Annotated in this window: 13 protein-coding genes; 3 read left to right on the top strand and 10 right to left on the bottom strand. The window is 69.5% G+C overall.

Annotation, left to right across the window (positions count from 1 at the left end):
- Positions 1-25 precede the first annotated feature (25 nt).
- The 9 genes from ACWCQS_RS37455 to allB form a co-directional block, all read right to left on the bottom strand.
- A complete protein-coding gene (locus ACWCQS_RS37455) occupies positions 26-2,098 on the bottom strand; it encodes a molybdopterin-containing oxidoreductase family protein (RefSeq protein WP_451008622.1) in 2,073 nt (690 codons plus the stop codon).
- Complete coding sequence (locus ACWCQS_RS37450; RefSeq protein WP_451008699.1) at positions 2,095-3,132, bottom strand: BtrH N-terminal domain-containing protein; 1,038 nt, start codon at positions 3,130-3,132, stop codon at positions 2,095-2,097. The genes ACWCQS_RS37455 and ACWCQS_RS37450 overlap by 4 nt, the downstream gene beginning before the upstream one ends.
- Positions 3,133-3,226: 94 nt before the next feature.
- Positions 3,227-4,615 carry a TrpB-like pyridoxal phosphate-dependent enzyme gene (locus ACWCQS_RS37445; protein ID WP_451008621.1) on the bottom strand — a complete coding sequence of 463 codons (1,389 nt, stop codon included), beginning with the start codon at positions 4,613-4,615 and terminating at the stop codon, positions 3,227-3,229.
- Between the two features lie 152 nt (positions 4,616-4,767).
- Positions 4,768-5,685 (bottom strand): transcriptional regulator, encoded by a 918-nt coding sequence (locus ACWCQS_RS37440; protein ID WP_451008620.1) that lies wholly within the window; start codon positions 5,683-5,685, stop codon positions 4,768-4,770.
- A gap of 929 nt (positions 5,686-6,614) precedes the next feature.
- Positions 6,615-7,526 carry a DMT family transporter gene (locus ACWCQS_RS37435; RefSeq protein ID WP_451008619.1) on the bottom strand — a complete coding sequence of 304 codons (912 nt, stop codon included), beginning with the start codon at positions 7,524-7,526 and terminating at the stop codon, positions 6,615-6,617.
- A gap of 91 nt (positions 7,527-7,617) precedes the next feature.
- Entirely contained in the window at positions 7,618-8,244 is a 627-nt protein-coding gene (locus ACWCQS_RS37430) for a dihydrofolate reductase family protein (protein WP_451008618.1), read from the bottom strand.
- Positions 8,245-8,332: 88 nt separating this feature from the next.
- The gene (locus tag ACWCQS_RS37425; RefSeq protein ID WP_451008617.1) at positions 8,333-9,151 is read right to left on the bottom strand and encodes an AIM24 family protein; all 819 of its coding nucleotides are present in this window, start codon (positions 9,149-9,151) and stop codon (positions 8,333-8,335) included.
- A 123-nt stretch (positions 9,152-9,274) separates the two neighbouring features.
- A complete protein-coding gene (gene alc, locus ACWCQS_RS37420; RefSeq protein ID WP_451008698.1) occupies positions 9,275-10,414 on the bottom strand; it encodes an allantoicase in 1,140 nt (379 codons plus the stop codon).
- Between the two features lie 43 nt (positions 10,415-10,457).
- Complete coding sequence (allB, locus tag ACWCQS_RS37415; RefSeq protein WP_451008616.1) at positions 10,458-11,798, bottom strand: allantoinase AllB; 1,341 nt, start codon at positions 11,796-11,798, stop codon at positions 10,458-10,460.
- A 272-nt stretch (positions 11,799-12,070) separates the two neighbouring features.
- Between allB and ACWCQS_RS37410 the strand changes: the two genes are divergently transcribed.
- A complete protein-coding gene (locus tag ACWCQS_RS37410; RefSeq protein WP_451008615.1) occupies positions 12,071-12,865 on the top strand; it encodes an IclR family transcriptional regulator in 795 nt (264 codons plus the stop codon).
- A 10-nt stretch (positions 12,866-12,875) separates the two neighbouring features.
- Here the strand turns inward: ACWCQS_RS37410 and ACWCQS_RS37405 are convergent, their stop codons facing one another.
- On the bottom strand, positions 12,876-13,193 hold the full coding sequence (locus ACWCQS_RS37405; protein WP_451008614.1) for a DUF5955 family protein: 318 nt from the start codon (positions 13,191-13,193) through the stop codon (positions 12,876-12,878).
- Between the two features lie 128 nt (positions 13,194-13,321).
- Between ACWCQS_RS37405 and ACWCQS_RS37400 the strand changes: the two genes are divergently transcribed.
- Together ACWCQS_RS37400 and aceB are read left to right on the top strand one after the other, a co-directional pair.
- Positions 13,322-13,924 (top strand): nucleotidyltransferase family protein, encoded by a 603-nt coding sequence (locus ACWCQS_RS37400; protein ID WP_451008613.1) that lies wholly within the window; start codon positions 13,322-13,324, stop codon positions 13,922-13,924.
- A gap of 184 nt (positions 13,925-14,108) precedes the next feature.
- On the top strand, positions 14,109-15,734 hold the full coding sequence (gene aceB, locus ACWCQS_RS37395) for a malate synthase A (protein WP_451008612.1): 1,626 nt from the start codon (positions 14,109-14,111) through the stop codon (positions 15,732-15,734).
- Position 15,735 lies beyond the last annotated feature (1 nt).

Genomic DNA, 15,735 nt, shown 5'->3' with positions numbered 1-15,735 from the left:
GCGGGCGGCGACGGTGCCTCGCGCCCTAGCCACGGCCGGGCTCCAGTCGCCGAATTCCCACTGCTACACCTCTCATCGTCGCGCTCCCCATATGCACGTCGGAACGGTCGTTGTTCGTCACGAGATTGACCGAGGATCTGAGCGACTCATCGACCGAGGACTCACTCGGATACCACCAGCCGGCATCCGCCATCACGACGTTCGGTGCGACGGAATCGGAGATCTTGACCGTCATGCGCACACCCCGCGCACCGGCCCGCGAAAAGATGACCACCTCGTCACCGTCTGTCAGCCCTTCCCGCTCCGCGGTCTTCGGATTGACGGTCACCCGCGCCGTCGTCTGATTGCGCGATGTGGTCGGCAGCTGGTGGAACTCGGTGTTGTAGAACTGGCGCGGATGGGCGCTGGTCATGACGTACGGCAGATCCGGGTCCGCCTCCGGCGCAGATCGGAAGGCCGGGAACGGTTCGTAGCCCATGGCGCGCAGCCCGTTGTTCAGCAGGTTCACGCGTCCGGATCGGGTGGCGAATCCGCGGTCGCGATACTTGTGATACCGCTTTTCGTTCCGGATGTAGCCGATCTTCTTGAACTGTTCCCAGGTGAGTTCGAGGCCGGCCAGCTTGGCGTCGAGGGCGGCTTCCAGCGAGGGGAAGAAGTGCCGGCTCAGGCCGAGCCGCTTCGCGAGTTCGAGGATGATCTCCTCGTCCGAGCGGCAGCCGTCGACAGTGGCGATCTTCTGCCGGGCCGCGATGTAGGAGTTGAACTCGACGATCTGGTCCCGCTCGAGCCAGCTCGAGGTCGGCAGAATCACGTCGGCGTGCCGGGCGGTCGGCGTCATGAACAGGTCGCACACGACGACCAGGTCCAGCTTGGCGATCGCCCTGCGGACCAGCTCGGTGTTCTCGTGCGAGGCCAGGATGTTGCTGCCGAAGATCACCATGGAGGTGATCGGGTACGGCGACCCGGTCACGATGGCCTCGTGCAGGTCTCCCGGCGCGACCCAGCCGGACATCGACAGGATCTTGTGCTTGTCGCCGCCGATCCGCTTCCTCGCCTGCTCCTCGGGGAGCAGATCCGAGCGGGGAAAGGCACGCCGGCCCTCGATCGGCATCGGGTCCCAGATCACATCGCCACCGGGAGCGTCGATGTTTCCGCAGATCGCGGCGAGGATGGCGATCGCGCGGTGCGTGTCGAAGGAGTTCTCGTTCTGCGACAGACCGGTTCCGGCCTCGATGCACGCCCGTGACGCGAGGGCGTAGGAGCGGGTCGCCTCGTGGATGAGCTCGGGTGCCAGGCCGGTGATCCGCGCGACCCGCTCGAGGTCGTACGCCCGTACGTGCTCGGCGAGTTCGTCGAATCCGGAGGTGTGCGCGGCGACGAAATCGCGGTCGTACCAGCCCTCGTCGATGACGATCCTGATCATGCCGAGTGCCAGTGCGCAGTCGGTTCCCGGCTGGATGGCCAGATGCAGACTGGACCGGGCCGCGGTCTGCGTCCGTCGCGGATCGACAGTGATGACGCGGCTGCCCCGTTCCACGGCTCGCAGCAGCTTGACACCGATCACGCCGTCGGAGTGGGTGCTCGGCTTGTTGCTGCCCCAGAGCAGGACCACCTCGGGATCGCCGTCGTAGTCGCAGAAGGTGAATCCGCCGTACGTCATGATCGAGGCCATGACGCGGGGGTAGAAGCACACGTGGGCCGGACCGACCACGTTCGGCGTCCCGATCGCGTTCGCGAGCCGGAACACCCACTCCTGGTAGTTGCGGTCGGTCCCTTGGCCGAGGACGACGGACTCGGGCCCGTGCCGGCCGATGGTCGCGGCGAGTTCGCCGCCGATCCGGTCGAGGGCGGCTTCCCAGCTGACTGGCTCGAACGTCCCCGAGCCGCGCGGACCGGTCCGCACCAGCGGCGTCGTCAGCCGGTCCGGGCTGCGCAGCAGGTCGAGTGACGCCTTGCCCTTGATGCAGAAGTAGCCCTCGCTGGTGGGGTTGTCCGGGTCCCCGTGGATGTCGGTGGGGACGCCGTCCACGAGTTCGACGACGGCGCCGCAGCCGCCGTGGCACATGCGGCAGACGGACTTCACCTGAGTGATCGTCAAGCCGGCTCACCTGCCCGTTCGGTGGCCGGCACGAGCAGCCTCTCGAAGATGGACTGTTCGGCGTCGGCGATCGCGTTCAGCCGGGCCGCGACAGCTTCCAGCTGCCTTCGCCCGTCGTCTGCGCCGCGGTAGGCCATCAGCATCTCGATCGCCTGGTCCCATTGCCGCTGTACGTCGCCGAAGTCATCGACGAACGGGTCGAGTTCGGCGTCGCCGCAGCGCTGCCGGGCCTCGAGCAGGAAGTCGCGGTAGAGCTTGCGGAAGTTCGCCCCGCCGGTTCCCGCGAAGCGCCAGAAGCGGCCGACGCCCGGCACCATCTCGTCGGCGGAGGTGAGTGTGTCGCTCCATTCGGCGATCTCGGAAGCGGCCCGCCGCAGGGCGCCGATGCCCAATCGCGGTCCGCGGTCGGCGATCATCCTCTCCGCGGTCGGCCGGATGGCCTTCCAGATCTGCTCGCGCAGGACGGCATCGGTCGCGGTGGTCAGCCGCGCGGGCAGCCGCTCCACGTACATCTGCAGATTCGGCGACGGCATGAATCCCTCGTCGGAAGCGCGGGCCCGGCGCAGCGACTCCTCCGGGAGCGTCTGCGCCCCACCCTGCTGATCGGTGTCGACCACGTAGGCGAGGGAGTCGTCGAGCCCGTACAGCGCGATGTAGTGCGCCGCGAAATGGCTTCGGGAGGTGAAGTAGTCGAGGTGGAAGATGTCGACGGACATTCCCACGACATGTCCGGCTTCGAGCAGCTTCGCCGCCGCGGCGCGAGCCGATTCCGGGTCGGGCGCCCGCGATTCGCGCAATTCCACACCGAGGGCCGAGCAGGCGTTGCGGGACAGCAGGGCAGGACCGATGCGGCCGGTGAGCATGGGCGTGCTTCGCCCAGGATCGGGAGCATCCCAGTACTGGAAGTCGATGCCCTGACCGAGGCCGAACAACATGGGTTCGGAGATGTCGACGCCGGCATGGTGGATCATGTTCCGAAGGGTGGTCGTCTCACAATGAACGCCGAGCTGGGGCTGAAATGTCGCCAAGCGCATATGGCTTCCCAATCGCAAGGTGCGAAGACGCCGTGAGATGGTGGCGCGGCTACGGGTGGTGTGGCCACGTGTGGTGTGGCCACGTGTGGTGTGGTTACGCGTCGAGCAGAACTTCGGCGTAGCCCTGCAGATCGAGGAAACCGGAGCCACTGGCCAGGACGACGATCACCGGTTCGAGGTTTTCCGCGTCGGCCTTGGCCACGACATCCAGGGCCGCGGCGACCGCGTGGCTTGCCTCGGGTGCGAGCAACAGGCCCTCGGTCTGCAGCAGGAGCCGACCGGCCTCGAGCGCCGTCCGCTGGTCGAAGGCGACGGCATCCAGGACGCCCTCGCGTCGCAGCAGGCTGACCAGGGCGGAACTGTGATGGTTGCGCAGGCCGCCGACGTGGTTGGGCGGTGGGATGAAGCTCTCCCCCATCGTGTAGCCCAGCACCTCGGGCGTGAATCCGCCCAGGTCGGTGCGGCCGTACTCGTAGACCCCCTGGGTGAGCCGGGGCGCCGCGGTGGATTCCGCGGCGAGGAAGCGAAGGTCCGCTCCGTCGGCCCTGGCCCGCAGGTGAGGGCCGATGAGACCGCAGAGATTGCTTCCGCCGCCCGAGCACGCGATGAGGTGGTCGCCGCGCCCTTCGACGCCGAGGGCCTCGCCGTGGGTCTCCTTGAGTTGCTGCGCGACCTCGAGCCCGAGCAACGTCTGGTGGAGGTAGACGTGCGGCATCCCGCTGCCGGCGAGATACGCGGCGGAGGGATTGCCCAGCGCGTGCTCGATCGCGTCGCTGATCGCGGTGCCGAGGCTGCCGGGGTGGCCCGGGACCTCCCCGAGGATCTTTCGTCCGATCGCCGTGTGAGTCGACGGCGACGGCTGCACCTTGGCCCCTAGGAGCTCCATGTAGTGACGCCGGTAGGGCTTTTGCTCGAGCGAGCACCTCACCATGAAGATCTCGGCCTGCAGACCGAACATCTTCGCCGCCAGCGCGACGCTCATGCCCCATTGACCGGCTCCGGTCTCGGTGACGAGGGTGGTCCGCCCTTCCTCGGCCGCGTAGTACGCCTGGGCTATCGCGGTGTTCAGCTTGAAGCTGCCGCTGGGAAGGACGTCTTCACGCTTGAGGTAGATCCTCGCGCCCGTACCGAGATGCTCCTCGAGCCGGTGCGCCCGGTGCAGCGGTGTCGGCCGCCCGCAGTGCCGCAGCCGCTCCACGACCGGTTCGGGTATCGCAATCCATTGCTCGTTCGGACTGTTCTGTTCAACGAGCACGCGTGGCCGGACTTTCGCGGATATCTCCGCGGCGGTAGGGCTTCCGGAGTCCCTGACCTCGGGCATGGGGCCGGGCAGATCCCCCAGGAAGTTGTACCAATGTGTGGGCATCCCCGGTGATGGCGTATCGCTACGAGTGGTGGGTTGAGGCGCGGTCGACTGCTCATCCCCCACACGGTTTGGGCTGTACGAAGTCACGTTCCCCCGCTTCGAATTTGTGAGAGCCATCGCATGAAAGCGAACAGACCGAAATCAGCGGATCTCACGGGAAGATGCCAACGGAAGAGTCTGGAAGAAGTAGGACGACGATATCGACGGAATCAACCGGAGGTGCCGCACCGAAGGCGTCGGAAACGGCACTGGCCGAACCGGCCGAAAACCTATGCGTCAGTCTCTCGGGAATTAATCCGTTCCGTCAACGACTCGGCCAGGAGCTGCCAGCTCTCGGCGTGGTGCCGAGCCAGCTCGGCAATCAGTGGCGCGCAGTGCATCGGGAGGCTGCCGGCCATCGCCGCCCAGTCGTGCGGCTGCGTGGCCGAGGGGTCGAGTGTCCGCAGCAGCTTCCGGCCCACCTCGGTGAACCGAAGCGAGGGATCGGCCCGCAACCGCCGGACCGCCAGTGACAGGTCGGCGCACGTCGGGTGCGCCCTGGGACGTTTCACGATCGCGGGGTGGCAGGGCCGGCCCTCCTGGTCCGACCCGCCGTCCGACTCGACCGCGGGGTGGCCGGCTCCGCGCTCCTGGGCCGACCCGTCGTCCGGCCGCACCGTCGTCTGCGGCTCGCCTTGGGCGGCGCGCGCCCGCTTCCGCGCGTCCTTTGCCGTGGTGAGCGAGATGCCCGCGGCACGCGCCACCTCCTGCGCGGACGCGTCGGGATGCGCGGCGAGATACACCAGCGCGCGACTGCGGCCCTCGGCCGCCGCAAGCGGGTAGGCCACCCCGTCACGGCCGAGTCGCACGGTGGTCGGGTGCGGAAGTTCCGCACCCGACCGCCGCCTGAGCGCCGCGATGGTCTTGTCCGACAGACCGACGACCCCCGCCAGCCGCCGGTTGGACCACTCCGGGAAGTCGGCAAGCATGTGGAGGGCCGCGGCCTTGCGGTCGGCCAGGGAGAGTGGCAGTCCGTGGTTGCTGTTCAGCTTGACCGCGAGCACGAAGGCTTCTCGCTCGTCACCGTTGAACAGCACAGCACTTATGTGTGTGGCGCCGCTGTTCTCCACCGCCCTGAGCCGGTGCACGCCGTCGATGACGGTCATCGTCTTGCGGTGGATCACGATCGGCGGGAGTTCTGAGCACACCTCGGCAAGCGCATCGATGTGCCGTGGATCCACCCCGCCCGCACGGAGTGAACCCGCGACCATGATTCGGCTTATCGGTACCTGGATGATCTCCGATAAGAGGCCACCGGGGTACGAGTCCGGGCGCCGGTAGTGACGTTGTATCGGCTTCTGTGTGGATGCAGAGATTTGGTCCATCGCTCTTCCTCTCCAGCGACGCATCCAGCTGCGGATGATCAGACAGCTCGGCGAACCACGGATCGAGGAAGGGTAAAGCGGTCATGGGCAATAGGAAAGGCGCAGCACATCGAGTCTCCCCCGGGACGCAATGTCGAGAACCGGCCATCGAACACTGTCAGGAGGATCGAGTCGACGCAAGACCTTTGTCATGTGGTCCTGTTGAGAACGTCGAGGCCTCTTCTTGATTGTTGATTGAGAAACTATGGGAGTACAAAGCTCCCCGGGGGCGGAATGATCGGCTCCCCGGAGGCGGACATGGGATATCTGAGCATTGACGAGATCACGGAGACTGGGCAGCGGACGATCAGTGCTGCCCCGCTGCGCCGGCGGCTGTCGTGGGACCGCGTTGCCGGTACGGGCCCGAGGTCGGTTCCGGCTCAGCGAGTCCAGGAATTGGTCGCGGTGTCGACGCCGACGCCGTAGAAGAACTACGCGAGGAGCAGCAGGACGGGATTGTCCCGAGCGGTGGCAACGGCCGGACGGGTTGTGGGAGGTCGCAGGCTCGGGTGCGGGCCAAGCTTCGTCTTCCGATCCTCGACGAACTCGGCGCCCAGGGTGAGCCGGACTGGTCGCGGTGCGCCATCGACTCGGTGAGTGTCCGGGCGGCCGCAGGCCCTCGTGCGCTACGACCACCCCCACCTGCGGCGCTGGTCAGGCACGCGCGGCATCATCCCTCGGATGGCTCGCCGCGGCATCGAGAACTCCACACCTCATCTTGCCGTCCTGCGCCCCCACGCGGTGCCCACGAGTACCAGCGCACCGCCCGCGAGAGCGAGCGCGCCGAGCCGTTCCCCGCCCAGCGCGATCCCCGCCGCGGCGGCCCACAGCGGCTCGGTGCCGAGCAGCAGGCCGACCCGGGAGGGTGAGGTGCGGCGGACCGCCCACATCTGCACGAAGAAGGCGAACACCGTGCACAGCGCGGACAGGAAGAGCAGCCCCGCCCAGTCCCGGGCGGTGAACCCGGCCGCGACCGCCCAGGGCGCCGGACCGCCCGAGACGGCCGACAGCAGGGCGAAGACGGCGACGGACGCGCCGAGTTGGACCGTGGTCAGCGGCAGCGCGTCGGCGCCCTGGACGGCCCTGAGCCGGGACATGGCGAGGACGTGCAGGGTACGGGCGAGCGCGGCGAGCAGCATCAGCAGATCCCCGGTGCTCGGCCGGGTGAAGCCGCCGCCCTGGGTGAGCAGGACGACGCCGAGCACCGACAGCAGTGCCGCGCCGAGGAAGGCCGGGGTGGGCCGGGTGCGGGTGACGCAGGCCTCGGCGAGCGGGGTGAAAACCATGGTGAGGCTGATGATCAGACCGGCGTTGGTCGCCGAGGTGTGGACCACGCCGTAGGTCTCCAGCAGGAAGATCCCGCTGAGGATCAGGCCGAGCAGGGCCGCGCCGCGCCACTGGGCGCCGGTGAGCGTCCGCAGGGCGCGGCGGCCGGCGACGGCCAGGACGGGCACGGCGAGCGCGAACCGCAGCACCAGCACCGCGAGGACGGTACGGGCGGTGGTGATGTCCTTGGCCGCGAGATAGCTGGCACCCCAGCAGCCGGCGACGAGGAGGACGGGCAGGTCGGTGCGCCAGGCACGGCGGGGCGCGACGGCGGCACCCGGTACGGCGATCGACGACATGGGGCGGCTCTCCCGGTCTCCGGAAGGGGGTGCGGAGACGGCGGCGGCTCGCACGGGGCGCGATCACCGTACCGGCGAGGACGATCTTCGGCTAGGCGCTTTCCGGGAGGTCGTACGTGCCGTAGCGCGGCCTCCCGGCCAGGTCGTAGGACTGGATGGAGACACCGGCGGCGGTGATGCGGCCGCCCGCGTGCCGGAACCTCGTCGGCACCGCGCCCTCCGCGAAGAAGCGGAGGCCCGAGCCGAGCACCACCGGGAAGGTCAGCAGGTGCAGGGTGTCGATCAGGTCGAGCGCCAGCAGCGACTGGGCGAGGGCGCCGCTGCCGTGCACCTGGAGCTCGCCGTCGATGCGCTCCTTGAGGGCGGTGACCTCCTTGGCGAGGTCGCCGCCGAGCACCGTGGTGCCGGACCAGGAGGGGTCGGTGAGGGTGGACGAGGGGACGTACTTCGGCAGGGCGTTCAGTTTGGAGGCGATGGGGTGGGCCGGGTCGGTCACCTTCGGCCAGTACGCCGAGAAGATGTCGTACGTACGGCGGCCGAGGAGGAACGCGGCGGGGCGGTCGAAGACCTCGTTGATGAACCGGCCGAAGTCGTCGTCGCCGAACGGGAAACTCCAGCCGCCGTGCTCGAAGCCGCCCCGGGGGTCCTCCTGGGGGCCGCCGGGCGCCTGGTAGACGCCGTCGAGCGTGACGAAGATCGTGGAGACGAGCTTGCCCATGACGGGTGCCTGCTTCCTGGTGCGGGGTCTGTGTCACCACCTCAGACCCCGTCCGCACCCGCAACTCATCGGTGGTCCGTACGGCACCTCACCCGGCGTGCGTGGAGAACAGTCCGCCGGTCGGGCCCTGCTTGTCGCCGCCCTGGGCCTTCTTCAGGGCGTTGGCGAGGCTCTCGATGGTGAGGGACTGCAGGATCACCCGGCCGTTTCCCTCCAGGGTGGCCAGGGACAGGCCCTCGCCGCCGAACACCGCGTTCATGATCCCCTGGCGGTTGAGGCCGCCGACGCGCTGGACGCCGTACTGGATGCCCTCCTCGAAGGCCACCACGCAGCCGGTGTCCACCTCTATGCGCCCGCCGAAGTCCGCCGGGTTGAGGTCGATGAAGTTGCCCGCGCCGGCGATGATCACCGTGCCGTACCCGGTGAACTTCTCCAGGATGAAGCCTTCGCCGCCGCTCATGCCGGTGCGGGCGCCGGCGAAGGCGATACCGAAGTCGACGGTGGACTCGGCGGCCACGAAGGCGTCCTTCTCGGCGAACCACGCGCGTGTGCCGTCGAGTTCCAGGGCCCGCATCTCGCCCGGGAGCACGCCGGCGAAGCCGACCGTGCCCTGGCCGCCCTGCCAGGTGAAGTACTGGAATGCCAGCGACTCGCCGGCGAGCATGCGCTGGCCCACCTGCATGGCGGTGCCCATGGCCTGGCGGAGCAGTCCACCCATGCCGCCGGCCCCGCCGCCCTGGCCCTGCTGCCCGCCGTTTCCGGACGGGCCGGACAGGCGCGTCTCCATGGTCACGTTCGTCGTCTTGAACAGGAACTTTCCGGCCTCGCAGTACACGGTCTGGCCGGGCTGCAGGTTGACGACCGCCATCTGCATGGCGTTGCCGACGATCTCTTGCTGAAGGGTCACGCGGGGAGAACGCGGGAGACGGACCCGTAAGTTCCAGAGGTCCGGAAACGGGTCCTTGTGGGTGACGCGCGGACCGCCTCGGTGCTGTCCGGGCCGGGGCGCCCCACGCGGGTACGGGGTGGGTCAGCCGCCCAGTTCCTGGTGCCGGGCGGCGAGGCCGGCCGCGCCCTGCTCGGTCAGGGAGCCGAACAGGCGCAGGCGGGAGATGCCGCCGTCGGGGAAGATGTCGATCCGCGCGTGCGTGCCGACCGCGGGCTCCGGGAGCACGAAGCGGTGGTTGGTGTCGGGCTGCAGGCGGGTGCGCGGCAGGATCTCGGTCCAGTCGCCCTGCTCGCCGTCCTTCACCGACACCGACGCCCAGCCTGCGCTGTTGCCCTTCAGATAGGCGGTGTCGATCTCGATCGCGCGGATCTGCGACCGGGCGGCCAGCTGGTAGCGGATCCAGTCGTTGCCCTGGTCGCGGCGGCGGCGGGTCTCCCAGCCGTCGTCCATCTTGCGGGAGCGGCCCGGCTGGATGGTGTTGGTGGCCGGGGAGTAGAAGAGGTTGGAGGCGTCCTCGACCCGGCCGCCGTTCTCCAGCGCGACCACGTCGAAGGTGCCGAGGACCGCCAGCCACTCCGGGTCCGGGACCACCTCGCCGTACACCCGCAGACGGGCGATGCCGCCGTCGGGGTGCTGGTTGACCCGCAGGTGGGTGAAGCGCTGCTCGACGGTGACCTCGAAGCCGTTGGCCGCGTGGCCGCCGACGGCGGTGCGCGGGACGATCGTCGTCCACTTCACGCCCTCGCCCAGCAGCTCCTCCGGGGACGGCGAGCCGGGTACGGACGTGCCCTCGATCGAGACCGCCTGCGGGTAGTTGCCGCGGAAGTGGGCGGTGTCGACGACGATCCCGCGAATCACCCCGGGCGCGCCGAGGCGGACCAGCGCCCAGTCGTGGTCCTCGGCGGTCGGCCAGGGGTGCTCGGCGCAGACCCCGCGCCGGCGGCGGGTCTCCCAGCCGTCCATGACCTTGCCCTTGTGCCCGAAGTGCTCGGGGTCGAACTCGGCGGGCTCGGGTACCAGCAGGTTCTCCCGCTGGGCGAAGAACTCGTCGTTGGCGGCGATGACACCGGCGCCGAGCTGCCGGTCGGCGAGATTGGCGTACCGGGTGAAGGGGAAATCGGCGGTGCGGTAGTCCGCGTACGGGTCGCCGCCTCCGTAGGGATTCGCGTCGCCGGTGAAGCGAGCCGAAGAAGATTGATGCAGCGCCGTCACGGTGATCAGGGGGTCCTTTCGGGAGTCGGCCGGTTCGGGTGGTGGGGGTGGCTTACCGGGGGCGGGCGAGCAGGGTGCCCTTCGGCGCGGTGAACTCGCCGTCCGCGACGATGCGTTCGCCGCGCAGCCAGGTGGACTTCACGACGCCGTACAGGGTCTTGCCGGCGTACGCGGTGACCCGGTTGCGGTGCTGGAGGCCGGCCGGGTCGACGGTGAAGGTCTCGTCGGGGGCGAGGACGGCGAAGTCGGCGTCGCGGCCGGGGGCGATGGCGCCCTTGCGCGCGTCGAGGCCGACCAGAGCGGCGGTCCTCGCGGACATCCAGCGCACGACGTCCTCCAGGCCGTAGCCACGCGCGCGTGCCTCGGTCCATACGGCGGAGAGGCTGAGCTGGAGGCCGGAGATGCCGCCCCAGGCGGTGGCGAAGTCGGCGGTCTTCAGGTCGGCGGTGGAGGGCGAGTGGTCGGTGACGACACAGTCGATGGTGCCGTCGGCCAGCGCCTCCCACAGCAGGTCCTGGTTGGCGGCCTCGCGGATGGGCGGGCAGCACTTGAACTCGCTCGCGCCGTCCGGGACTTCCTCGGCGGTCAGGGTGAGGTAGTGCGGGCAGGTCTCCACGGTGATCCGGACGCCCTCGGCGCGGGCGGCGCGGATCAGCGGCAGCGCGTCGCTGGAGGACAGGTGCAGCACGTGCACGCGCGCGTGGAGGCGGCGGGCCTGCGCGATGAGGTTCGCGATGGCCGTGTCCTCGGCGTCGCGCGGGCGGGAGGCGAGGAAGTCGGCGTACTTGGGGCCGCCGTGCTGCGGGGCGGCGGCGAGGTGGTGCGGGTCCTCGGCGTGCACGATCAACAGGCCGTCGAAGCCGGCGATCTCCGCCATGGACTGTGCGAGCCGGTCCTGGTCGAGGTGCGGGAACTCGTCCACGCCGGACGGGGACAGGAACGCCTTGAAGCCGAAGACACCGGCGTCGTGCAGCGGGCGCAGGTCCTTGACGTTGTCCGGCAGGGCGCCGCCCCAGAAGCCCACGTCGATGTGCGCCTTGCCGGCGGCCACGTCCCGCTTCACCCGCAGGTTGTCGACGGTCGTGGTGGGCGGGAGGGAGTTGAGCGGCATGTCGACGAGCGTGGTGATGCCGCCGGCCGCCGCCGCGCGGGTGGCGGTCCAGAAGCCCTCCCACTCGGTACGGCCCGGGTCGTTGACGTGTACGTGGGTGTCGACCAGGCCGGGCAGCAGCACGTGGTCGCCGAGGTCCTCCAGCCGGGCACCGGCCGGGGCCTCCGCGTCGTACGGCAGGACGGCCGTGATCCGCCCGGCGGACACGGTGACCGTGGCGGCCCGTGTCCCTTCCGGAGTGATGACGCGCGTCGAACGCAGGACCAGTTCAGCCTCGGACACCCGGACCCCTCTCTGTACCGCCGTTTTACGCCTCAGAAACGGGATTTACACCCACGTAACGGATTTCAACGTTCTGTTGAAGGAGTCTTCACCCCGACTTCTCCGCCGTCAAGGGGCACACTTCTGGGCAGCGCCCGACCGCACCCACTCTGGACGTTTCCACCAAGCGGAATTACAATTCCAGCAAGCAGAACGTAGCTACGTACAAGCAGGGAGTCAACCGGCCGCCGGGTAGGCTTCTCATCTCTTGCCAGTCCCGAAAGGAACGCGCCGTGCCGACGTCCAGCGCCAGCACCACCGACTCCGCCAAGTCCTCCGCCGCGGGCGGGGTCCAGTCCCTGGAGCGCGCCTTCGACCTGCTCGAGCGGATGGCGGACGCGGGCGGCGAGGTCGGCCTGAGCGAGCTGTCCGCGACCAGCGGGCTGCCGCTGCCGACGATCCACCGGCTGATGCGCACGCTGGTCGCCTGCGGCTACGTCCGCCAGCAGCCGAACCGGCGCTACGCGCTCGGCCCCCGGCTCATCCGCCTCGGCGAGTCGGCGTCCCGGCTGCTCGGCACGTGGGCGCGGCCGTATCTCGCACGGCTGGTCGAGGAGACCGGCGAGACGGCGAACATGGCACTGCTGGACGGCGACGAGATCGTGTACGTGGCTCAGGTGCCGTCGAAGCACTCGATGCGGATGTTCACGGAAGTGGGCCGACGGGTGCTGCCGCACTCCACCGGCGTGGGCAAGGCGCTGCTGGCGGGGGTGCCGGACGACGAGGTGCGGGCGCTGCTGTCCCGTACGGGGATGCCCGCCGCGACGGAGAAGACCATCACCACGCCCGAGGGGTTCCTGGCCGCGCTGGAGGATGTACGGCGGCTGGGGTACGCCGTCGACGACAACGAGCAGGAGATAGGGGTTCGGTGCCTCGCGGTGTCCGTGCCGGAGTCTCCGACGGCTGCGGCGATCTCCATCTCCGGGCCGGCCGGGCGGGTCACCGAAGAGGCGACCGAGAAGATCGTGCCTGTCCTGCAGCAGATTGCCCTTGAGCTGTCCCAGGCACTTGCGAGTTCGGGCGCCTAGGCAGCCGCACTCACCCCCGCTGCATCGGCTCCCCGAAGAGGTCCACAGCCTCCCGGACCCCGCTCAGTCCTCTCGCCAAGGCGCTGACCGAGCCGATCGCGCCCGCGATCAGTAACAGGGAGCTGCGCAGGCGGGGGATCTCGGGGCGGCCGCCCGCCGCCATCGCCGCGAGGGCCGCCAGTTCGTCCTCCGCTATGGCGCGGTCGGGGAAGTCGGCCGGGAGCGCGGCGAGTTCGCGGCGCAGCCGGGACACCGCGGTCCGCAGTTCCGCCACTCGCGAGTCCTCGTCTCTGCCGGTCACTGGCCTCTGCCCCAAGCTCCGCAACACAGCCTCCCCCTCACACGCCGTCGTGCGCGGGCCAGTAAACGCCACCGCGTCCGGGAGCGCCACCGCGCGGACCGAAATTCAGCCCAAGGAAACCGGCCGCCGCCTCCCCCGTCAGGTATGCAGGACGCATGACGGACAACCATCGCGGAGAGGTCGCCGGGCTGCTGCTCGCCGCCGGCGGGGGCAGACGGCTCGGCGGACGGCCCAAGGCACTACTGGAGCACCGAGGGCGCCTCCTGGTCGAGCACGCGGTCGGGGTGCTGCGCGCGGCCGGCTGCGGCCGGATCCACGTCGTCCTGGGAGCGCGGGCGGAGGACGTCCACGAGCGGGCCGAGCTGCGCGGCTGTGTACTCGTGGACAACCCCGACTGGGCCGAGGGCATGGGCTCCTCGCTGCGGGCCGGGCTGGCCTCGCTGGCCGGTACGGGGGCCAGGGCCGCCCTGGTCAGCCTGGTCGACCAGCCGGGCATCGGGGTGGCGGCCGTGGCGCGGGTGCTCGGCGCCTACGTGGACGAGAAATCGCTGGTCTCGGCCGCCTACGACGGCATGCGCGGGCATCCCGTCCTCTTCGGCGCGGCCCACTGGGCGGGCATCGCGGCGAGCGCCACCGGGGATCGCGGGGCGCGGGACTACCTGAAGGAGCACGCCGGCCGGATCCGGCTCGTGGAGTGCGCGGACGTGGCCGAGCCGTACGACATCGACACCGAGGCCGACCTGCGCCACCTTGAGTGAAGGGGGTGGCACTGGGCGCCACCTTGCCTCGACTCAGAGAATCTCGACATCAACAAACCATTGAAGTTCCACAATGAGGAAACTACTATCCACTGTTCAGAAGCGCCTGCCCGCACAGTCGGCGCTGTTCGCCCTATTCGTGCCACTAGGCACCCGGTGCCACCGCTGAAGGAAGTGACAGCTCATGTCCGCACCAGCGCCGTCCCCGCTGGCCATCGTCGACGCCGAGCCCCTGCCCCGGCAGGAGGAGGTCCTCACGGACGCGGCGCTCGCCTTCGTGGCGGAGCTGCACCGGCGGTTCACCCCGCGCCGTGACGAACTCCTCGCCCGCCGGGCCGAGCGCCGCGCCGAGATCGCCCGCACCTGCACGCTCGACTTCCTCCCCGAGACGGCCGCGATCCGCGCGGACGACTCCTGGAAGGTCGCCCCGGCCCCGGCCGCGCTGAACGACCGGCGCGTCGAGATCACCGGCCCCACCGACCGCAAGATGACCATCAACGCGCTCAACTCGGGCGCGAGGGTCTGGCTCGCCGACTTCGAGGACGCCTCCGCGCCCACCTGGGAGAACGTGGTCCTCGGCCAGCTCAACCTGATCGACGCCTACACGCGGAACATCGACTTCACGGACCCGAACTCCGGCAAGTCCTACGCCCTCCGGCCGAACGAGGAGCTGGCGACGGTCGTCATGCGCCCGCGCGGCTGGCACCTGAACGAGCGGCACCTGGTCGACGCCGACGGTGCGCCGGTCCCGGGTGCCTTCGTCGACTTCGGCCTGTACTTCTTCCACAACGCCCAGCGGCTGCTGGACCTCGGCAAGGGCCCGTACTTCTACCTGCCGAAGACCGAGTCGCACCTGGAGGCGCGCCTCTGGAACGACGTGTTCGTCTTCGCGCAGGACTACGTCGGCATCCCGCAGGGCACCATCCGCGCCACCGTCCTGATCGAGACGATCACGGCGGCGTACGAGATGGAGGAGATCCTCTATGAACTCCGCGACCACGCCTCGGGGTTGAACGCCGGCCGCTGGGACTACCTGTTCTCCATCGTCAAGAACTTCCGTGACGGCGGCGCCAGGTTCGTGCTGCCGGACCGCAACGCGGTCACCATGACGGCCCCGTTCATGCGGGCGTACACCGAACTCCTCGTCCGCACCTGCCACAAGCGGGGCGCGCACGCGATCGGCGGCATGGCGGCCTTCATCCCGTCCCGCAAGGACGCGGAGGTCAACAAGGTCGCCTTCGAGAAGGTCCGCGCCGACAAGGACCGCGAGGCGAACGACGGCTTCGACGGCTCCTGGGTCGCCCACCCCGACCTGGTCTCGATCGCCATGGAGTCCTTCGACAAGGTCCTCGGCGACAGGCCGAACCAGAAGGACCGGCTGCGCGAGGACGTGCACGTCGAGGCGGCCGACCTGATCGCGATCGACTCGCTGGAGGCGAAGCCGACGTACCACGGTCTCGTCAACGCCGTCCAGGTCGGCATCCGGTACATCGAGGCCTGGCTGCGCGGGCTCGGCGCGGTCGCCATCTTCAATCTGATGGAGGACGCGGCCACCGCCGAGATCTCCCGCTCCCAGATCTGGCAGTGGATCAACGCGGGCGTCGAGTTCGAGAACGGCGACAGGGCCACGCCCGAGCTGGCCCGCAAGGTCGCCGCCGAGGAGCTGTCCAACATCCGCCAGGAGATCGGCGAGCAGGCCTTCGCCGCCGGCCACTGGCAGGAGGCCCACGACCTGCTGCTGAAGGTCTCCCTGGACGAGAACTACGCCGACTTCCTCACCCTGCCGGCGTACGAGCAGCTCAAGGGCTGAC

The organism is Streptomyces sp. NPDC002076 (assembly GCF_053593835.1).
Note: the sequence above shows the minus strand (reverse complement) of the source record. Positions and strands in the feature narration are given on the sequence as shown.

What these genes read in the sequence shown, in the direction of transcription:
- ACWCQS_RS37450 (WP_451008699.1), bottom strand. Translation starts at nt 3,132, where the DNA reads ATGCGCTTGGCGACATTTCAGCCCCAGCTCGGCGTTCATTGTGAGACG.
- ACWCQS_RS37430 (WP_451008618.1), bottom strand. Translation starts at nt 8,244, where the DNA reads ATGGGCAAGCTCGTCTCCACGATCTTCGTCACGCTCGACGGCGTCTAC.
- ACWCQS_RS37445 (WP_451008621.1), bottom strand. Translation starts at nt 4,615, where the DNA reads ATGGCTCTCACAAATTCGAAGCGGGGGAACGTGACTTCGTACAGCCCA.
- aceB (WP_451008612.1), top strand. Translation starts at nt 14,109, where the DNA reads ATGTCCGCACCAGCGCCGTCCCCGCTGGCCATCGTCGACGCCGAGCCC.
- ACWCQS_RS37400 (WP_451008613.1), top strand. Translation starts at nt 13,322, where the DNA reads ATGACGGACAACCATCGCGGAGAGGTCGCCGGGCTGCTGCTCGCCGCC.
- ACWCQS_RS37435 (WP_451008619.1), bottom strand. Translation starts at nt 7,526, where the DNA reads ATGTCGTCGATCGCCGTACCGGGTGCCGCCGTCGCGCCCCGCCGTGCC.